The sequence below is a fragment of the Belnapia mucosa genome, assembly GCF_016775475.1.
Lineage (GTDB): Bacteria > Pseudomonadota > Alphaproteobacteria > Acetobacterales > Acetobacteraceae > Belnapia > Belnapia mucosa.
Genome location: NZ_JAEUXJ010000004.1, coordinates 494,691 through 510,370 on the forward strand (window position 1 = coordinate 494,691; position 15,680 = coordinate 510,370).

The following is a 15,680-nucleotide window of genomic DNA, read 5'->3' on the forward strand; positions in this document are numbered from 1 at the left end:
GTCGCGCCTCGCCGAGACCACCCTACATGCGATCCATGCCGTCTCCCCGCCTGATCTGGTTCCGCCAGGACCTCCGCCTCGCCGACAACCCCGCCCTCGCCGCCGCGGGGGATGGCCCCATCCTGCCCGTCTATGTGCTGGACGAAGCGGCGGCTGGCCGCTGGGCGCCGGGCGGCGCGGCCCGCTGGTGGCTGCACCACTCCCTCGCGGCGCTGGGGGAGGCGCTGGCAGCCCGCGGGGCACCGCTGCTGCTGGCGCGGGGCCGGGCCGAAACGGTGATCCCGGCCCTGGCCGATGCGGTGGGCGCCGATGAGGTGATGGCCGGCCGCCTCTATGACCCCTGGGCGCGGGAACGCGATGCCCGTGTCGCGGAGGCGCTGGGCGCCGCTGGCCGCCGCCTCACCCTCCTCCCCTCGGCCCTGCTGCACGACCCGGCCGAGCTGCGGAGCGGCAGCGGCAAGCCCTATGCGGTCTATGGCCCCTTCGCCAAGGCGCTGCGGGCGCGGGGCGAGCCGCCGGCGCCGCTGCCGGCGCCGGACCGGCTGCGCGGGGTCCCGCATCCGGCGGGCGGCGAGGCGCTGGCGGCCCTGCGCCTGCTGCCGCAGCCGCCGGAGCCCGACTGGGCGGCGGAATTCGGCACGCTCTGGACGCCCGGCGAGGCCGGCGCCGCGGCGCGGCTCGCGCGCTTCCTCGCCGGTCCGGTGCGGAGCTATGCCGAGGGGCGGAACCTGCCGGCGATCGAGGGCTCCTCCGGCCTTTCGCCGCATCTGCATTGGGGCGAGGTCTCGCCGCGCCAGGTCTGGCAGGCGGTGCGGGCGGCGCTGCCGGAGGGACTCGATGCCGCTTGGCCCTTCCTTTCGGAGCTGGTCTGGCGCGACTTCTCCTATCATCTCCTCTGGCACCGGCCGGAACTGCCCGAGGCGCCGCTCAAGCCCCGCTTCGCCGACTTCCCCTGGGACCCGGATGCCGCCCTGCTGCGGGCCTGGCAGCGGGGGCGGACCGGCTATCCGATCGTCGATGCGGGGATGCGCCAGCTCTGGCGGCTGGGCTGGATGCACAACCGGGTGCGGATGATCGCCGCTTCGCTGCTGGTGAAGCAGCTGCAGCAGCCCTGGCAGGATGGCGCGGCCTGGTTCTGGGACACGCTGGTGGATGCCGACCTCGCGGCCAACAGTGCCTCCTGGCAATGGGTGGCGGGCAGCGGCACCGATGCGGCGCCCTATTTCCGCATCTTCAACCCGGTGCTCCAGGGCGAGAAATTCGACCCTGAGGGCCGCTATGTCCGCCGCTTCCTGCCGGAGCTGGCGCGGCTGCCCGATCGCTGGCTGCACCATCCCTGGGACGCGCCGGAGGCGGTGCTGCAGGAGGCCGGGGTGGCGCTCGACCGCGACTATCCACGCCCGGTGGTGACGCCGGAGGCCGGACGGCAGCGGGCGCTGGCCGCGCTCGCCACGCTTCGCGGCCGGGCGGAGGCGTCGTGATGGACGCGGCCGAGGCGGATCTCCGCGCCCGCGGCTTCCATGGCCTGCGCGTCGTCGGTGATGTGCATGGCGATGCCGCCGGCTTCGAACATGCCGCGGCCGGGGCGGAGGCGGAAGGGCTGTTCCTCCTTCAGCTCGGCGACCTCACCGACCACGGGCCGGACAGCCCGGCGGTGCTGCGGCGGATGTTCGCGTTGCGGGATGCCGGGCGGGGGCGCTTCCTGCTCGGCAATCACGACCACAAGCTGCGCCGGGTGCTGCTCGGCCAGCGGGTGCGGATGGCGGCCGAGGGGCTGGGGCGGACCCTGGCGCAGCTGGAAGCAGCGCCGGATGGTGCGGCGCTGGCGGCCCGCGCCATCGAGGAGATCGGCGCCGCGCCGGCCTGGCTGCGGCTCGGGACGCGACTTTTCGTGCATGCCGGCTGGCATCCACGGATGCTGCGGGATCCGCCGCCGCCCGATGCCGGGACGCGCAAGCCGGACCCGATGCTCTCCCGCGCCCTGTTCGGCCAAGTGACCGGCCGGATGCGGCCGGATGGCTATCCGGAGCGGCTGCATGACTGGGTGGAGACGATCCCGCCCGGCTTCACCCTGTACTGCGGGCATGAGCGGCGCTCGACCGACGGAAGGCCCTATGAGCAGCGGAATGCGGCGGGGGGACGGGCGATCTTCCTCGATACCGGCGCCGGCAAGGGCGGGCACCTCTCCTGGATCGACCTGCCCTGGTAGCTATTCCCGCAGCAGGGCAGCGAGGTCGAGCCGGCGGGTGAACATGGCGAGGTTCCCGGCGGCATCGCGTGGCCAATCCTCCTGCGAGCGGTCGCGGTAGAGCTCGACGCCATTGCCGTCCGGGTCGCGCAGATAGATCGCTTCCGAGACTCCATGGTCCGAGGCGCCCTCCAGCGGGATGCCGGCGGCGAGCACCCGGCGCAGCGCGGCGGCGAGCGCCGGGCGGTCCGGATAGACCAGCGCGACATGATAGAGCCCGGTGCTGCCCGGCGGCGGCGGAGCGCCGCCCTCGCTCTCCCAGGTATTGAGGGCGATGTGGTGGTGATAGCCGCCGGCCGAGAGGAAGGCGGCCCGCCCGCCCATGCGCTGCTGCAGCTCGAACCCCAGCACGTCGCGCCAGAAGCCCAGCGCGCGGTCGATATCGGCGACCTTGAGATGGACATGGCCGATCCGCGCCGCGGGGTGGATCGGCGCGGCGGCCTCGGGGCCGGTGAGCGGGGCTTCGGGCATGGCTGCAATCTCCTTCGCCCAAAACAATGGCGCCGCCCCGGGGGGCGGCGCCAATCATCAAGCCGGATGACCGTTATCAGCGAAGGCCCGGACCACGAGCCGCCGCGGAGGTCAGACCGCGAGCCTGCGCTCGACGATCTGGGTCTTCATGCTCTTCTGCAGCTTCTCGAAGGCGCGAACCTCGATCTGGCGGACGCGCTCGCGGCTGATGTTGTACTGCTGCGAGAGCTCCTCCAGCGTAGTCGGCTCATCCTTCAGGCGCCGCTCGATCAGGATATGGCGCTCCCGCTCGTTCAGCGTCTTCAGCGCCTCGCCGAGCAGTTCGCGCCGGTTGCTGAGATCCTCGCGGTCGGCGAGGGTGCTCTCCTGCGTCTCCTGCTCATCGACCAGCCAATCCTGCCACTCACCCTCGCTGTCTGCGCGGACGGGGGCGTTCAGGCTGTGGTCGGGCGAAGCGAGGCGGCGATTCATCGAGACCACGTCCTGCTCCGGCACCTGGAGGACGCGGGCGATCTTCTCCACCTGCTCGGACTTCAAATCGCCGTCCTCGAGAGCGGACATCTGCGCCTTCAGCCGGCGGAGGTTGAAGAACAGCTTCTTCTGCGCCGCCGTCGTGCCCATCTTCACGAGCGACCAGCTGTGCAGGATGTATTCCTGGATGGCAGCGCGAATCCACCACATGGCATAGGTGGCCAGGCGGAAGCCGCGATCCGGGTCGAACCGCTTCACCGCCTGCATCATGCCGACATTGCCCTCGGAGATCAGCTCGCCGACCGGCAGGCCGTAGCCGCGATAGCCCATGGCGATCTTGGCAACGAGCCGGAGATGCGAGGTGACCAGCTTGTGGGCGGCACGCTCATCGCCCTGCTCTTTCCACCGCTTGGCGAGCGACAGCTCCTCCTCCGGGGAGAGCATCGGGAATTTCCGAATCTCCTGGAGGTAGCGGGAGAGGTTGCCCTCAGGGGCGATGGGTATAACCGAGCTGGAAGCCATAATGGATATCTGCCTCCTGCGCTGGTGGGCGACCCCGTGACGGCGGCACCCAACCCAGCGGCGAATCTGGCAGTCTGAACGCTATCCGGGCCCACCCGACCGCGCCTGCCCCGGTCACGACGAGGCGAGCAAAGGCTGCGGCATGGGGATTAGCGGCACCCGGAACAACGCTGCCGTGGCGCTTTTTAGCAGAGGTGGTGCCGCGACGCAACAAAAACCGACCATGGGGCTCGGTTACTCGGCGTTACCATCCAACACCGAGAGCAATGCGGCGAAGTCGGCGGGCGGCGGCACGGCGAAGCTCAGCGGCTGGCCGGTGACCGGGTGGCGGAAGCCGAGGCTGGCCGCATGCAGCGCCTGGCGGGGGAAGGCGAGCAGGGCGGAGCGGGCGGGCTCGGCCAGCAGCTTCGCCGCACCCGGGGTGCGGCGCAGATAGACGGGGTCGCCGACCAGGGGATGGCCCTGCTCGGCCAGGTGGACCCGGATCTGATGGGTCCGGCCGGTCGCCAGGCGGCAGCGCAGCAGCGCGCAGGCGGCGCCCCAGGCACGCTCCGTGGCGTAGCGGGTCAGCGCCGGCTTGCCGTTGCGGGTGACCACCGCCATGCGCTTCCGGTCGGTCGGGTGGCGGCCGATATCGCCCGCGATCTCGCCCGCCATGGGCTGCGGCAGGCCCCAGACCAGGGCGAGATACTCGCGGTCGAGGTCGCGATTGGCGAAGGTCTCCCCCAGCACCCGCATCGCCTGTTCGGTCTTGGCGACGACCATGACGCCGGAGGTGTCCTTGTCCAGCCGGTGGACGATTCCCGGCCGCTTCTCCCCGCCGATTCCCGGCAGGTCATCCCCGGCATGGGCGAGGAGGGCATTCACCAGGGTGCCGTCCTGGTTGCCCGGTGCCGGATGGACGACGAGGCCCGCCGGCTTGTCGAGCACGATCAGGTCGCGATCCTCGAACAGGATCGTCAGCGGGATATCCTGCGGCAGCGGCAGGGCATCGACCGCCGGGGGGACCGCGAGGGCATAGGTGCAGCCGGCGCGGACCGTCTCCGCCGCGTCGCGCAGCGGCTGGCCATCCCGCGTCGCGGCGCCGGCGATGATCAGCGCCTTGACGCGGGAGCGCGAGAGCGAACCTATCGCCTCCGCCAGGAAGCGGTCGGCGCGAAGGCCGGCCGAATCCGGGCCCGCAAGGGCGGTGAAGGTCTCGGGAGGATTGTCCGTGGGTGCGCTCAAGGTGCTGGTCGTCGCTATGGGGGTGCTGATCGTCGGCGGCACCGTGACCTTGGTTGCGCTGCTCGTCCAGCGGGCCGGTGGCGGCGGGGGCGCCGCCTGGGAGGTGGCGCTGAACCAGCCGGAGGGAACGCGGATCGGCGGCGTGGCCGCGGCCGAGGGCGGAATCGGGGTCTGGGTGCAGCGGCCTGATGGCGACCGGGTGCTGGTGGTGGACCCGAAGCGCGGCCGCGTTGCGGGCGAGATCCGGCTGGGCCGATGACTCGCCGGGCCGCGCCGTTGCCGGAGAAGACCTGCGCCGCCTGCGGCCGGCCCTTCGCCTGGCGGCGGAAATGGGCGCGGGACTGGGAGCAGGTGCGCTTCTGCTCCGAGGCCTGCCGGAGCGGCCGGCGGGAGGCGGCGCGGGCCACGATCGAAAAAGCGCGCAAGGGCGCTTGATCCCGGCGCCGTCCACGGGTAGAAGGCCGGCCTCGCGCCAAGGTCCCCTTCGTCTAGAGGCCTAGGACACCGCCCTCTCACGGCGGTAACAGGGGTTCGAATCCCCTAGGGGACGCCATCGCGCGCTTTCGGCACCATCGAGCACGTCGGCCGCTGCCATAGGGCGGCCTGCCGAGATTGGTCCAGCGCCATCCCAGCCAACCAGATGCACCACCACCATCGGTGATGGGGATGAAAAGCTGGATTCATCCCATTGAATCCGCCGCAACGTCTTCCATTTAGGCGCAATTTGCGCGCGAATATCGCGCATGGGTTGCAAACCCCTTATCGCCCGAGGTAGTGAATCCACCTCGGAAACTCTACCCATACGGGTGCTGCGTCATGGGACTGCCCGGCGCTCCACTCGTGACCTGGAAGGCGGAGGGGTTCGATCGATGCGCCTCTTTGGCATGAGCCACGCCTGGATATCCGCCCGGGACCGCCGCGGGGTTGCCACGGCGGAGCTGGCGCTGATCCTGCCGGTCCTGGTGGCACTGGCCTTCCCGGTCGCGGATGTGGCCGCGGCCGTGGTCAGGATGATCGGCGCCTACCAGACCCTCCGTGGCCTCGGCGCCTATGCGCAGTTCCACCCGCCGGCGGATGTGACGAATATCTCGGCCTGGACCCTGCCTGCGGTCCCGGGCTTCACCGTCAGCGCTCAGGTTCTTTGCGGCGATACGGCCTCGGCCTGCACTTCCAACACGGTGTCGCCGAAATGGGTGTCGCTGGCGACCACCGTCACCCTCTCGCCGCATGTGCTCGCGCTCTGCCCGCCGCCGAATGGCTGCCGGATCGTGCATACGGAACGCTTCCAATGAAGGCTGCCCTCATCCGCAGCCTCCGCTGCCGCCGCGGCACCGTCGCCGCGGTCTTCGCCGCGCTGGCCGTGCCGCTGGTCGGCATGGCCGCCATCGGCGCCGAGGTGGGAAGCTGGTACGTGGCAAAGCGGCGCGCACAGAATGCGGCGGATGCCGCGGCCTATTCGGGCGCCTTGCGCCTGGCCGCGGCCTGCACCGGCTGCGCCCAGAGCGACAGCCAGTCGGTCGCCTATCGGGCCCGGCAATTCGCGGCGCAGAATGGCTTCTGCGCGGCCGGCGATAGCGCAGCCTATCCGGGTTCGATCTGCCAGCCACTGCCATCCGGCATGGGGCGGATAGCCGAGGTCACGACCGGCACCTTCGCCGCCGGCGTCTTCACCCCCTCCGGCAGCGGCAATGCCGTCCAGGTGAGCCTGGCGCAGAGCCAGCCGGCCCATCTCGCTTCGCTGTTCATGGGCAGAAGCGTCACCATCAATGCCCAGGCGATCGCGCAGGTCCAGATGCCCTCGCCGATCTGCGTCCTGGGACTTTCGGGATCGAATGGCGTCACGATCGGCGGCAGTGCCGTGCTCACGGGCGGCAACTGCACGCTGATGTCGGACACCAGCTTCAAGTTCAACAGCAGCCCGCAATTCACCGGGCCCGGCTGGGCGGTCCGCGCCGTGGGCGGCTGCACGGCGTCGAGCACCACCTGCACCACGCTTGGGGTGCCCTTCAACTGGTATGCGCCGCCCGTGACCGATCCGCTGGCCGGGCTGAACAACCAGTTCGCCAGCATCAAGCAGGGTTCCAGCAAGACAACCTGCTCGAGCAACCAGGTCTGCCAGCTCAGCCCCTCCAGCACCGCCTATGGCGACCTCACCGTCAATGGCGGCAGCCTGACGCTCTCGCCAGGGACCTATTTCTTCCACAACGCCGCCTTCAAGATGACGGGCGGCAGCCTCACCGGCAGCAACGTCAACATCGTCCTGCTCGGCAAATCGAGCCTGACCATCAATGGCGGCACGGTCACCCTGACCGCCGCCATGGTGAACAACAGCTACCCGAGGCTGGATGGCGTACTCTTCTCCAGCGATGTCAGCGGCAATGTGAACTTCACCGGGAATGGCGGCTCCGTCCTGGGCGGGGTCCTCTATTTCCCCAATGGCGACATCACCTGGGGCGGGAATGCGGCGGGCAGCAACAACTGCACCCAGATCATCGCCGCCAGCGTGACCGTCCAGGGCAATTCCACCTTCCAGAGCTCGGGGTGTCCGGCCAATACGATCCCCCGGTCGCAAACCGTGATGCTCGTCCGATGATACGACGCCATCTCCGCAGCCGCTCGGGCATGACGACGGCCGAGTTCGCCATCGCCGCGGCGCCGTTATTCGCCGCGGTCCTCGGCCTCGTCGATCTCGGCCGCTATGGCCTGACGACGAGTTCGCTGAGCACCCTGGCCAGCGCGACCTCGAGGGCCCTGGTCATCGGCTGCTATTCGAATGCCGCCATCCGCAGCCAGTCACCCGCCACCTGTGGCGATCCGCTGAGCGAGACGGAGAAGCGGCGGATCGCGCCGGCGCTGTTCCTCGACGGCACCATGCCGACCGTCACGGTCGCCCCGAACGGCAACATGCTCGTCGTCCGTGCCTCGCAAAGCTTCCAGCCGCTCATGCCCTTCTGGGGGACGAGGCTCAGCAACCCCAGCCAGTCGGTGGCCCTGCCCTTCTAAAGCCGGTCCTCGGTCAGCAGCTCGTCATGGACCGCGAAAGCGGCCATGGCTCCCTCGGCCGCGGCGACCACCGCGAACTGCACGCGCCGCGATGCATCCCCGGCGACATAGAGTCCCGGCACATTCGTGGCCTCGCAGGTACCCGTCCGGACCGTGCCGCGCGACGTCAGCTCCAGGCCGAGCCGCGTCACCAGCGCGTGCAGCTTCCTGATGCCGCCAGCCAGGAACAGCGCGCTCCGCTCCAGCGCCGAGCCATCATGGAAGCGGATGCGGTCGAGCCGGCCGTCGCCTCCCTCCAGCCGCGCCACCTGCTCCTCCCGGATAGAAACGCCGTTGCGCACCAGGCAGTCGCGATCCTCGGCCGAGAGCTCGGCGGGGCCATCGGTCAGCAAGACGAGATCCCTGCTCCAGCTCAGCATCTCCAGGGCGAAGCGCATGCCGCGCTCGCCGCGCCCATAGACGGCCATGGGCCGGTCGCGCTCCTCCCAGCCATCGCAATAGGGGCAGTCGAAGACGCTCTGACCCCAGAGCGTCTCCATCCCCTCGATCTGGGGCAATTCCTCGACCAGGCCCGTGGCGAGAATCAGCTTGCGGGCACCGACGCGCTCGCCGCCGGCCAGGGTCAGGCGGAAAGGCGTCTCCGGCTGCCCGAGGCATTCCGCATCGGCGACATCCGCGTCGCGGAGCTCGACCGTCTCATAGTGACCGAGCTCCTGACGGCCGATGCGACGCAATTCGCCAGGTGGGATTCCGTCGCGCGAGAGGAAGCCGTTCACGCCGCGTGAGGCGGCGTTGCGTGGATTGCCGGCATCGCAGAGCAGCACGCGCCGCCGGCAGCGGCCCAGAACCAGCGCGGCATTGAGACCGGCCGGGCCGCCGCCGACAATTGCCACGTCATACATTGCGACCTGCTCCTGCCTTGATTGGCATGCTCGAAGATGCGTGCTCTGAAATCGAAGATCGTGACGTACAACAGCGTACATCCACGCATGTCGCTTCCGGAGGGCCCGTCAACGGCCTGCTGACCAGCGAGGTTCCGGCCTATCTCTGCATCGCCGCACAAACCATCGGCGCCAGCTAGTCCGTATGTCTTCAACGCTCTTCGGGCTTGCACTGACTACGTCGCTGCCGCACCGCGAGTTCACCGGGCGCCTCTCACGGATATGTGGCGCCAGGGCCTCTGTATGATTCTCGCCACTTGTGTGTATTTTGAATACGGTTTTAGCAGATTGCCTCTCAGCGGCGATATTCTGCCCTGGAAATCAGCATCGTTGAGGCTTGGCCATTGCGCCCGCAGGGCAATGGGAAGAGGTCGATGAACCTGAATACGAACGCGGAAGCAGGAAACCTGTCGCCGACCTCCTTCGCGCAGCGCATGTTCTGGATGCTGGAGCAGATCGAGCCGGACACGCCTGCCTACAACCTGCCACGGGCCTTGCTGATCAAGGGCCGGCTCGACACCGCCGCCCTGCATGACAGCTTTATGGCACTGATCCAGCGCCATGAGGTGCTGCGCACGAGCTTCATCGAGCAGGATGGCGAAATCCTGCAGGAGGTTCGGGACAAGGTTTCGATCGACCTGCCCACGCTCGACCTCTCGCATCTGACCGCCGCCGAGGCCGAGGCCGAAGCGCTGCGGCTCGCCGCGCAGGAAGGACGCAAGGTCTTCGACCTCGGCCGCGCGCCGCTGCTGCGCCTCCTGCTGCTCCGGCTCGGGCCGGAGGAGCATATGCTGGTGCTGGTCATTCATCACATCGTCACCGATGGCTGGTCGATGAGCATCATCTTCGAGGAGATCGCCGAGCTCTACGAAAGCCGCATCACCAACCGCCTACCCAACCTGCCCGCCCTGCCGCTGCACTATTCCGATTTCGCGCGCTGGCAGCAGGATCATCTGACCGATGAGGCGCTGGCCGCCGATATCGCCTATTGGGAAAGCCATCTCCGCGGCTCCGCCGATCTGCTGGAATTGCCGACGGATCACCGCCGGCCCGCAGCGCAGAGCCATTACGGCGCGCTGCACAGCTTCACCATCGACGCCGCGCTCAGCGCCCGCCTGAAGGAAGCCTGCGCGCGCGAGGGTGCGACGCTTTTCATGGGCCTAATGGCGGCCTTCCAGATCCTGCTGTCACGCTATAGCGGCAGCCAGGACATCGCGGTCGGCACCCCTGTTGCCGGGCGCAACGATCCCGATCTCGCCCATCTCGTCGGCTGCTTCGTCAATACCGTGGTCATGCGCACGGACCTCTCCGGCGATGGCAGCTTTCCGCAGGTGCTGCAGCGGGTGCGGGAAGTCGCCCTCGGCGCCTATGCGCATCAGGACCTGCCCTTCGAACGGCTGCTCGCCCAGCTTAAGCCGGAACGCAACCGCAGCCACGCGCCGCTCTTCCAGGTGATGTTCATCCTGCAGAATGCGCCGAAGCAGGTGGCGCGCATGCCCGGGCTGGAGATCGAGGAACTCGAATTCGACAGCGGCCTGGCGAAATTCGACCTCACGCTGGAGGTGGTCGAGCAGGATGATCACCTTTTCTGCCAGATCGAATACAGCAAGGACCTGTTCGAGGCCCCGACCATCGAGCGGATGGCACGGCATTTCACCAACCTGCTCTCGGCCGCGATCGAATCTCCGACGATCCCGGTCTCGCGCCTGCCGCTGCTGGATGCCGCGGAGCGGGAGCGGATGCTTGTGGAGTGGAACCGCACCGCGGCCGACTACCCCCGGGATCTCCGCCTGGAGGCCGCCTTCGAGGCGCAGGCGCGCCGCACGCCTAATTCCGCCGCCCTGGTCGAAGCGGGCCAGCCCATCACCTATGCCGAGCTCGACCGCCGCGCCAACAGCATTGCCCATGCGCTGCTCGGCCGCGACATCCCGCCGGATGCGCCGATCGGGGTCCATCTCGGCCGCTCGGCAGAGGCCTTCGCCGCCATCCTCGGCATCCTGAAGACCGGGCATCCCTATGTGCCGCTCGATGTGTCGCAGCCTTCGGCCAGGCTCCATCGCCTGATCGCCGATTGCGGCTGCCGGCAGATCCTGACCCGGCGCGACCTCGCCGCGACGCTGCCCGGAACCATCGAGGCGATCCTGCTGGACCCGGAATCGCCCGTCTGGATCGGGCGCCAGGATGCGCCGCCGAGCCCCGCCTCGGCCAGCGAGCTCGCCTATGTCATCTACACCTCGGGCTCCACCGGCGACCCCAAGGGGGTGATGGGCCGGCATCGTGCCACCATCAACCGCTTCGAATGGATGTACCGCGCCTATCCCTTCGCGCCCGGGGAGGTCTGCTGCCAGAAGACGGCGCTCGGCTTCGTGGACTCCATCTGGGAGATGTTCGGCCCGCTGCTGCGCGGTGTGCCGAACCTCATCGTCCCGGACGACCATGTCGTCGATCCCGAGAGCCTGATCGCCCTGCTGGCCAGGGAAGGCGTGACGCGGATCGTGCTCGTGCCGACCCTGCTGCGGGTGCTGCTGGACCATGCGCCCGATCTCGGTTCGCGGCTGCCGCAGCTCAGGCTCTGGACCACGAGCGGCGAATACCTGCCGGACGATCTGGCGCGGCGGTTCCGCGCCGCATGCCCCGGCGCTACCCTGCTCAACCTCTACGGCTCCTCCGAGGTGGCCGCCGATGTCACCTGGCATGAGGTGCGGGAGCTGCGCGGCGATGAGCCCGTGCCGATCGGCAAGCCGATCGCCAACAGCCAAGCCTATATCCTCGACCAGCATATGGAACCGGTCCCGGTCGGCGTGACGGGCCAGATCCATGTCGGCGGCGATTGCCTGTCGGCCGGCTACTGGCGCCGGCCAGACCTGACCGCGGAACGGTTCCTGCCGAATCCCTTCGACCAGGCCTCGCCCATCCTCTTCGCCACCGGGGACCAGGGCCGCTTCCTGGCGGATGGCAGCATCGAATATCTCGGCCGCCGGGACGGCCAGGTGAAGATCCGCGGCTACCGCATCGAGCTTGGCGAGGTGGAGGCCAGCCTCGCCGCGCATCCCGGCATCCGGCAGGCCGCGCTGGCCGCCACGGCCGGGCCGGATCCGGCATCGAAGCAGCTCGTCGCCTATGTCGTCGGCCAGGACGGGGTCATGCCGCCCGCCGAGGAGCTGCGCGCCTTCCTCCGGGGCCGGCTGCCGCAATACATGGTGCCGGCGGTCTTCATCGAGATGCGCGACCTGCCCCTGCTCCCGAGCGGGAAGATCGACCGCCGTACCCTGCCGCCGCCACCCAGCGCCGGCACAGCCTCCTCGCCCCGGCAGGTTGCGCCGCGGAACGAGGTGGAGGCCGGGCTCGCCGCGATCTGGTGCGAACTCCTGCACCTGCCGGATGTCGGGGTGACCCGGGATTTCTTCGATCTCGGCGGGCATTCGCTGCTGGGCATGCAGGTCCTGGCCCGCATCCGCCGGCAATTCGAAGTCGATGTCTCGATCCGCAGCCTGTTCAACGCGCCGACGATCGAGAGCCTGGCGCGGGAGATCGAGAAGGCGAAGGCCAGCGGCGCCGCGCCGCGCCTGCGCGCGATCCGGCCGCGGCATGAGCCGAAGATGGATCACCTCGCCGCCGAGCTGAGCAAGCTGTCGCCGGAGCAGATCGAGCAGCTGCTGCAGCAGGTGCGGAAGGGCTGAGGATGCGCCGTTCAGCCGAGGCGCTTGCGCATGAAGGAACGTTGGCTGCCCCGCGGATGGTCATCCAGCACCCCAAAGACCTCGTAGCCATGCTTCTCGTAGAAGTCCCGGGCCTGGAAGCCATAGGTGTCCAGCCAGATCCCGACGCAGCGGCGCCGGGTGGCCTCGGCTTCCGCCTCGCGCAGCAGCCGGCTGCCCCAGCCGTGATGCCGCAGGGATTCCGGCACGAAGACCAGTTCCACATAGAACCAGTCGTAGAAGGACATCCCGGCGAGGCCGCCGAGCGGCCGGCCATCCGCCTGGCCCTGCAGGAGGACGACATAGGGCGCATAGCCCGAAGGGCCGGCACGGCTGTCGTTGAAGGCCACCAGTTGGTCCAGGATCCATTGGCGATCCGTCGTCAGGTTGGCCGAAGGGACGATCCGGGGCTCCGATGGCCCGGGCGGCTGGGTGGTGCGGCGGCTCAGCCAATTCGGCATGGGACAGCTCCCCTATCCTGTCCGGTGGCACCCGTGTCGGGCGACCTTATCGGCCGGAAACGCGACCTGGGTCGGCACGTTGTCCCGGGTCGGAAAACGAAGCCGTGTCCCGGCATCGGCCGGCCGCGGCGTCCTGCCCCTTTCCCACAGCTTGCCGCTGCCTCGCGCTGAAGGGGAATGGCCATTCTCGGCTCCGGACCAGACGATGCCGCCCTTGCCGCTGGACCCGACGGTCCCGAGGCCGTCCCGATGTCGTCCGGGCAGGCGCGGATCTGGCTCGCGGAGCAATTCACCGGCCCGTCCGCGGCCAACAACCTCAGCTTCGGCCTGCGCCTGGGCGGCGCGCTGAACCTGGCCGCGCTGGAACTCGGCCTGCGGGTCATCATCGGCCGGCATGAGGCCTTGCGGACCACCTTCGATGTCGTCGAGGGCGAACCCGTCCAGATCATTCATCAGGACAGCCCAAGGGTCCTGACCATCACGGATCTGGCGGATGCGCCGGAGCAGGAGCGGGCGGCCTATGCCGCTGCCTGTCAGACGGCCCATACCCCCTTCGACCTGAAGGCGGGGCCGCTGCTGCGCGTGCTGCTGATCCGGCTGGGACCGGAGCAGCACATCCTGCTCTGCACCCAGCACCACATCATCACGGATGGCTGGTCGCTCGGCCTCTTCGCGCGGGAGCTGGCCGCCTGCTACGCGGCCTTCTGCCAGGGCATGCGCCCGGAATTGCCGCCACCATCGCTGCAATATGCGGATTACGCCCTGTGGGAGCGGGAGTGGCTGGAGACGGAGGAGTTCCAGCAGCAACTGACCCGCTACGCCAGCCGGCTGGCCAACAGCGCGGCGCCATCCTCCCTGGCCGGCGCTGCCGAGAACGGACCTCCCTCCGCCGCAGGCGCCAGCCGGGCCGTCTGGATGCCCCCGGAGCTGGTCTCCGCGCTGAAGGCATCCGCCTCACGCCAGGGCGCCACGATCTTCACGCTGTCGCTGACGGCCTTCCTGGTCATGCTCTGGCAGATCTCCGGCCGGGAGGATCAGGTCGTCGGGGTTCCCGCCGCCAGGCGCAACCAGGTCGAGTTCGAGGATGTCATCGGGCTCTTCACCAATATCGTGGTGGTCCGCACCGACCTGTCCGGCAATCCTGCCTTCGCTGAGTTGCTGGCCCAGGTGAAGGGGGCGATGGTCGAGGCGCTGGCGCATGAGGATGTGCCCTTCGACCGGCTGGTGCAGGCGCTGCATCCCACGCGGGTCGCCGGCGGCAACCCGATCTTCGAGATCCTCTTTGCCTCGGTTCCCGCCGCGGCGCCGATGGAACGCTTCGGCCCCCTGACCGCGGCCCCCTATGTGCTCGAGGCCGCGGCGGCGCCCTTCGGCCTCGGCGTCAGCGTCATCGAGGAACCCTCGGGCGCCGGCTGGGTGCGCGCCGAATACCGGACCGGGCTCTTCACCGCCGAGCAGGTCACCGGCCTGCTGGAGCATTACATCCGCCTGCTGGCGGAGGTGGCGGCGCAGCCGGGGCGGCGGATCGCGGAATTCGCGCCCCCCTCCGGGCCCTGGGCGACCGCGCGACCGGCGGCAGCGCCGCTGCCGAGGCCAGCGCCGCGGCCACGGCCTGCCGCCAAGAGCGCCGCGGACCTCGCCCTGGAAGACACTGTCGCGGATATCTGGGAGAAGGTGCTGCGACGCCGCCCGCCCCATTCCGGCATCGACTTCTTCGACCTGGGCGGCCATTCGCTGCAGGCGATCGCGGTGGCCCATGAGATCAGCCGCGCCCTGGGGCGGCAGGTGCCCATCGCGCTGCTGTTCCAGGAACCGACCGTCGAGGGGATGGCTCGGCGGCTGCGCCTGGAAGACCGACCGCGCTCCAGGGTGATCCCGATCTTCGAGGGAGGGAGGCATCCGCCGCTCTTCGTCGGTGGCTCCACCCAGGAATTCCGCGATCTCAGCCGGGCGCTGGAACCCGACCAGCCCTTCTTCCAGCTCGACCTCTTCGCCCTGCAGGAGCAGCGCCTGCTCGAGGGCCAGGCGCTGCTGACCACCCTCCCCGAGATCGCGGCCGAGTTCCTGCCGGAAATCCTGGCCATCCAGCCGGAGGGTCCCTACCTCCTCGCAGGCCAATGCGATGGCGGCATCCTGGCGCTCGAGGTCGCCTTGCAGCTTCAGGCCCAGGGACGGCAGGTGGCGCTGCTGGCGCAGTTCGACACGCCGGTGAACGGCTATTACGAGAAGATCCACTGGACGCGGCGGCTCAGCCGGCGCATGCGGCGCGCGGTGGAGATCACCCTCGCCGGCCGCCTGCGGGAGCGGCTCGGCCGCCTCCGCCGCGAGCTCCGGCCGGAGAGGCCGCCGGTCACGCCCGAGGAACAGCAATACATCGATATCTGGGCGGCGATCTGGCAGGCGGTGCGGGAGTACCGGCAAAGCCGGCGCTTCGCCGGGGAGATCCAGTTCTTCCGGGCCCGGGACCGGCTCTGGTTCTACCGGGATTTCTCCCTGGGCTGGGACAGCCGGGCGGAGCGCGTCCGCGTGCATGACGTGCCCGGCGGGCATCTCACCTTCTTCGCCGAGGCGGAAAGCCAGCGAAAAATCGCCGAGGCGATCGGCCAGGCGCTCGGTCAGCCGGCCGCCAAGTGAGGGA

At 69.4% G+C, this 15,680-nt stretch carries 15 protein-coding genes and 1 tRNA gene; 11 read left to right on the plus strand and 5 right to left on the minus strand.

Annotated features, from left to right (window positions below):
* Positions 1-35: 35 nt before the first annotated feature.
* Positions 36-1,481 carry a deoxyribodipyrimidine photo-lyase gene (locus tag JMJ55_RS13310; protein WP_328702626.1) on the plus strand — a complete coding sequence of 482 codons (1,446 nt, stop codon included), beginning with the start codon at positions 36-38 and terminating at the stop codon, positions 1,479-1,481.
* Positions 1,481-2,209, plus strand: coding sequence for a metallophosphoesterase (locus JMJ55_RS13315; protein WP_202826027.1), 729 nt, complete (start codon positions 1,481-1,483; stop codon positions 2,207-2,209). The genes JMJ55_RS13310 and JMJ55_RS13315 overlap by 1 nt, the downstream gene beginning before the upstream one ends.
* Here JMJ55_RS13315 and JMJ55_RS13320 read toward each other — a convergent pair whose 3' ends face one another.
* The 3 genes from JMJ55_RS13320 to JMJ55_RS13330 form a co-directional block, all read right to left on the minus strand.
* Positions 2,210-2,719 (minus strand): VOC family protein, encoded by a 510-nt coding sequence (locus tag JMJ55_RS13320; RefSeq protein ID WP_202826028.1) that lies wholly within the window; start codon positions 2,717-2,719, stop codon positions 2,210-2,212. It lies immediately after the preceding gene.
* A gap of 111 nt (positions 2,720-2,830) precedes the next feature.
* A complete protein-coding gene (gene rpoH, locus JMJ55_RS13325; RefSeq protein ID WP_202826029.1) occupies positions 2,831-3,712 on the minus strand; it encodes an RNA polymerase sigma factor RpoH in 882 nt (293 codons plus the stop codon).
* Between the two features lie 234 nt (positions 3,713-3,946).
* A complete protein-coding gene (locus tag JMJ55_RS13330; protein WP_202826030.1) occupies positions 3,947-4,939 on the minus strand; it encodes an RluA family pseudouridine synthase in 993 nt (330 codons plus the stop codon).
* Between JMJ55_RS13330 and JMJ55_RS13335 the strand changes: the two genes are divergently transcribed.
* From JMJ55_RS13335 to JMJ55_RS13360, 6 genes are all read left to right on the plus strand, one after another.
* Positions 4,926-5,198 (plus strand): DUF6476 family protein, encoded by a 273-nt coding sequence (locus JMJ55_RS13335; protein WP_328702627.1) that lies wholly within the window; start codon positions 4,926-4,928, stop codon positions 5,196-5,198. The genes JMJ55_RS13330 and JMJ55_RS13335 overlap by 14 nt on opposite strands.
* Positions 5,195-5,374 (plus strand): DUF2256 domain-containing protein, encoded by a 180-nt coding sequence (locus tag JMJ55_RS13340; RefSeq protein ID WP_202826031.1) that lies wholly within the window; start codon positions 5,195-5,197, stop codon positions 5,372-5,374. The genes JMJ55_RS13335 and JMJ55_RS13340 overlap by 4 nt, the downstream gene beginning before the upstream one ends.
* A 42-nt stretch (positions 5,375-5,416) precedes the next feature.
* Positions 5,417-5,492 (plus strand) — tRNA-Glu (locus tag JMJ55_RS13345).
* 316 nt (positions 5,493-5,808) lie between these two features.
* Complete coding sequence (locus tag JMJ55_RS13350; protein WP_202826032.1) at positions 5,809-6,231, plus strand: hypothetical protein; 423 nt, start codon at positions 5,809-5,811, stop codon at positions 6,229-6,231.
* A complete protein-coding gene (locus JMJ55_RS13355; RefSeq protein ID WP_202826033.1) occupies positions 6,228-7,532 on the plus strand; it encodes a pilus assembly protein TadG-related protein in 1,305 nt (434 codons plus the stop codon). Before JMJ55_RS13350 ends, JMJ55_RS13355 begins: the two co-directional genes overlap by 4 nt.
* Positions 7,529-7,942, plus strand: a complete 414-nt coding sequence (locus tag JMJ55_RS13360; RefSeq protein ID WP_202826034.1) for a TadE/TadG family type IV pilus assembly protein — start codon at positions 7,529-7,531, stop codon at positions 7,940-7,942. Before JMJ55_RS13355 ends, JMJ55_RS13360 begins: the two co-directional genes overlap by 4 nt.
* Here JMJ55_RS13360 and JMJ55_RS13365 read toward each other — a convergent pair.
* The gene (locus JMJ55_RS13365) at positions 7,939-8,844 is read right to left on the minus strand and encodes an NAD(P)/FAD-dependent oxidoreductase (RefSeq protein WP_202826035.1); all 906 of its coding nucleotides are present in this window, start codon (positions 8,842-8,844) and stop codon (positions 7,939-7,941) included. The two genes, JMJ55_RS13360 and JMJ55_RS13365, sit on opposite strands and share 4 nt — an antisense overlap.
* Before the next feature lie 26 nt (positions 8,845-8,870).
* Here JMJ55_RS13365 and JMJ55_RS13370 point away from each other — a divergent pair, with 26 nt between their 5' ends.
* A complete protein-coding gene (locus JMJ55_RS13370; RefSeq protein WP_202826036.1) occupies positions 8,871-9,023 on the plus strand; it encodes a hypothetical protein in 153 nt (50 codons plus the stop codon).
* Between the two features lie 234 nt (positions 9,024-9,257).
* A complete protein-coding gene (locus JMJ55_RS13375; RefSeq protein ID WP_202826037.1) occupies positions 9,258-12,563 on the plus strand; it encodes a non-ribosomal peptide synthetase in 3,306 nt (1,101 codons plus the stop codon).
* An 11-nt stretch (positions 12,564-12,574) separates the two neighbouring features.
* Here the strand turns inward: JMJ55_RS13375 and JMJ55_RS13380 are convergent, their stop codons facing one another.
* Complete coding sequence (locus JMJ55_RS13380; RefSeq protein ID WP_202826038.1) at positions 12,575-13,042, minus strand: GNAT family N-acetyltransferase; 468 nt, start codon at positions 13,040-13,042, stop codon at positions 12,575-12,577.
* A gap of 249 nt (positions 13,043-13,291) precedes the next feature.
* Here JMJ55_RS13380 and JMJ55_RS13385 point away from each other — a divergent pair, with 249 nt between their 5' ends.
* Entirely contained in the window at positions 13,292-15,676 is a 2,385-nt protein-coding gene (locus JMJ55_RS13385; RefSeq protein WP_202826039.1) for a condensation domain-containing protein, read from the plus strand.
* The last annotated feature ends 4 nt before the right edge of the window (positions 15,677-15,680 follow it).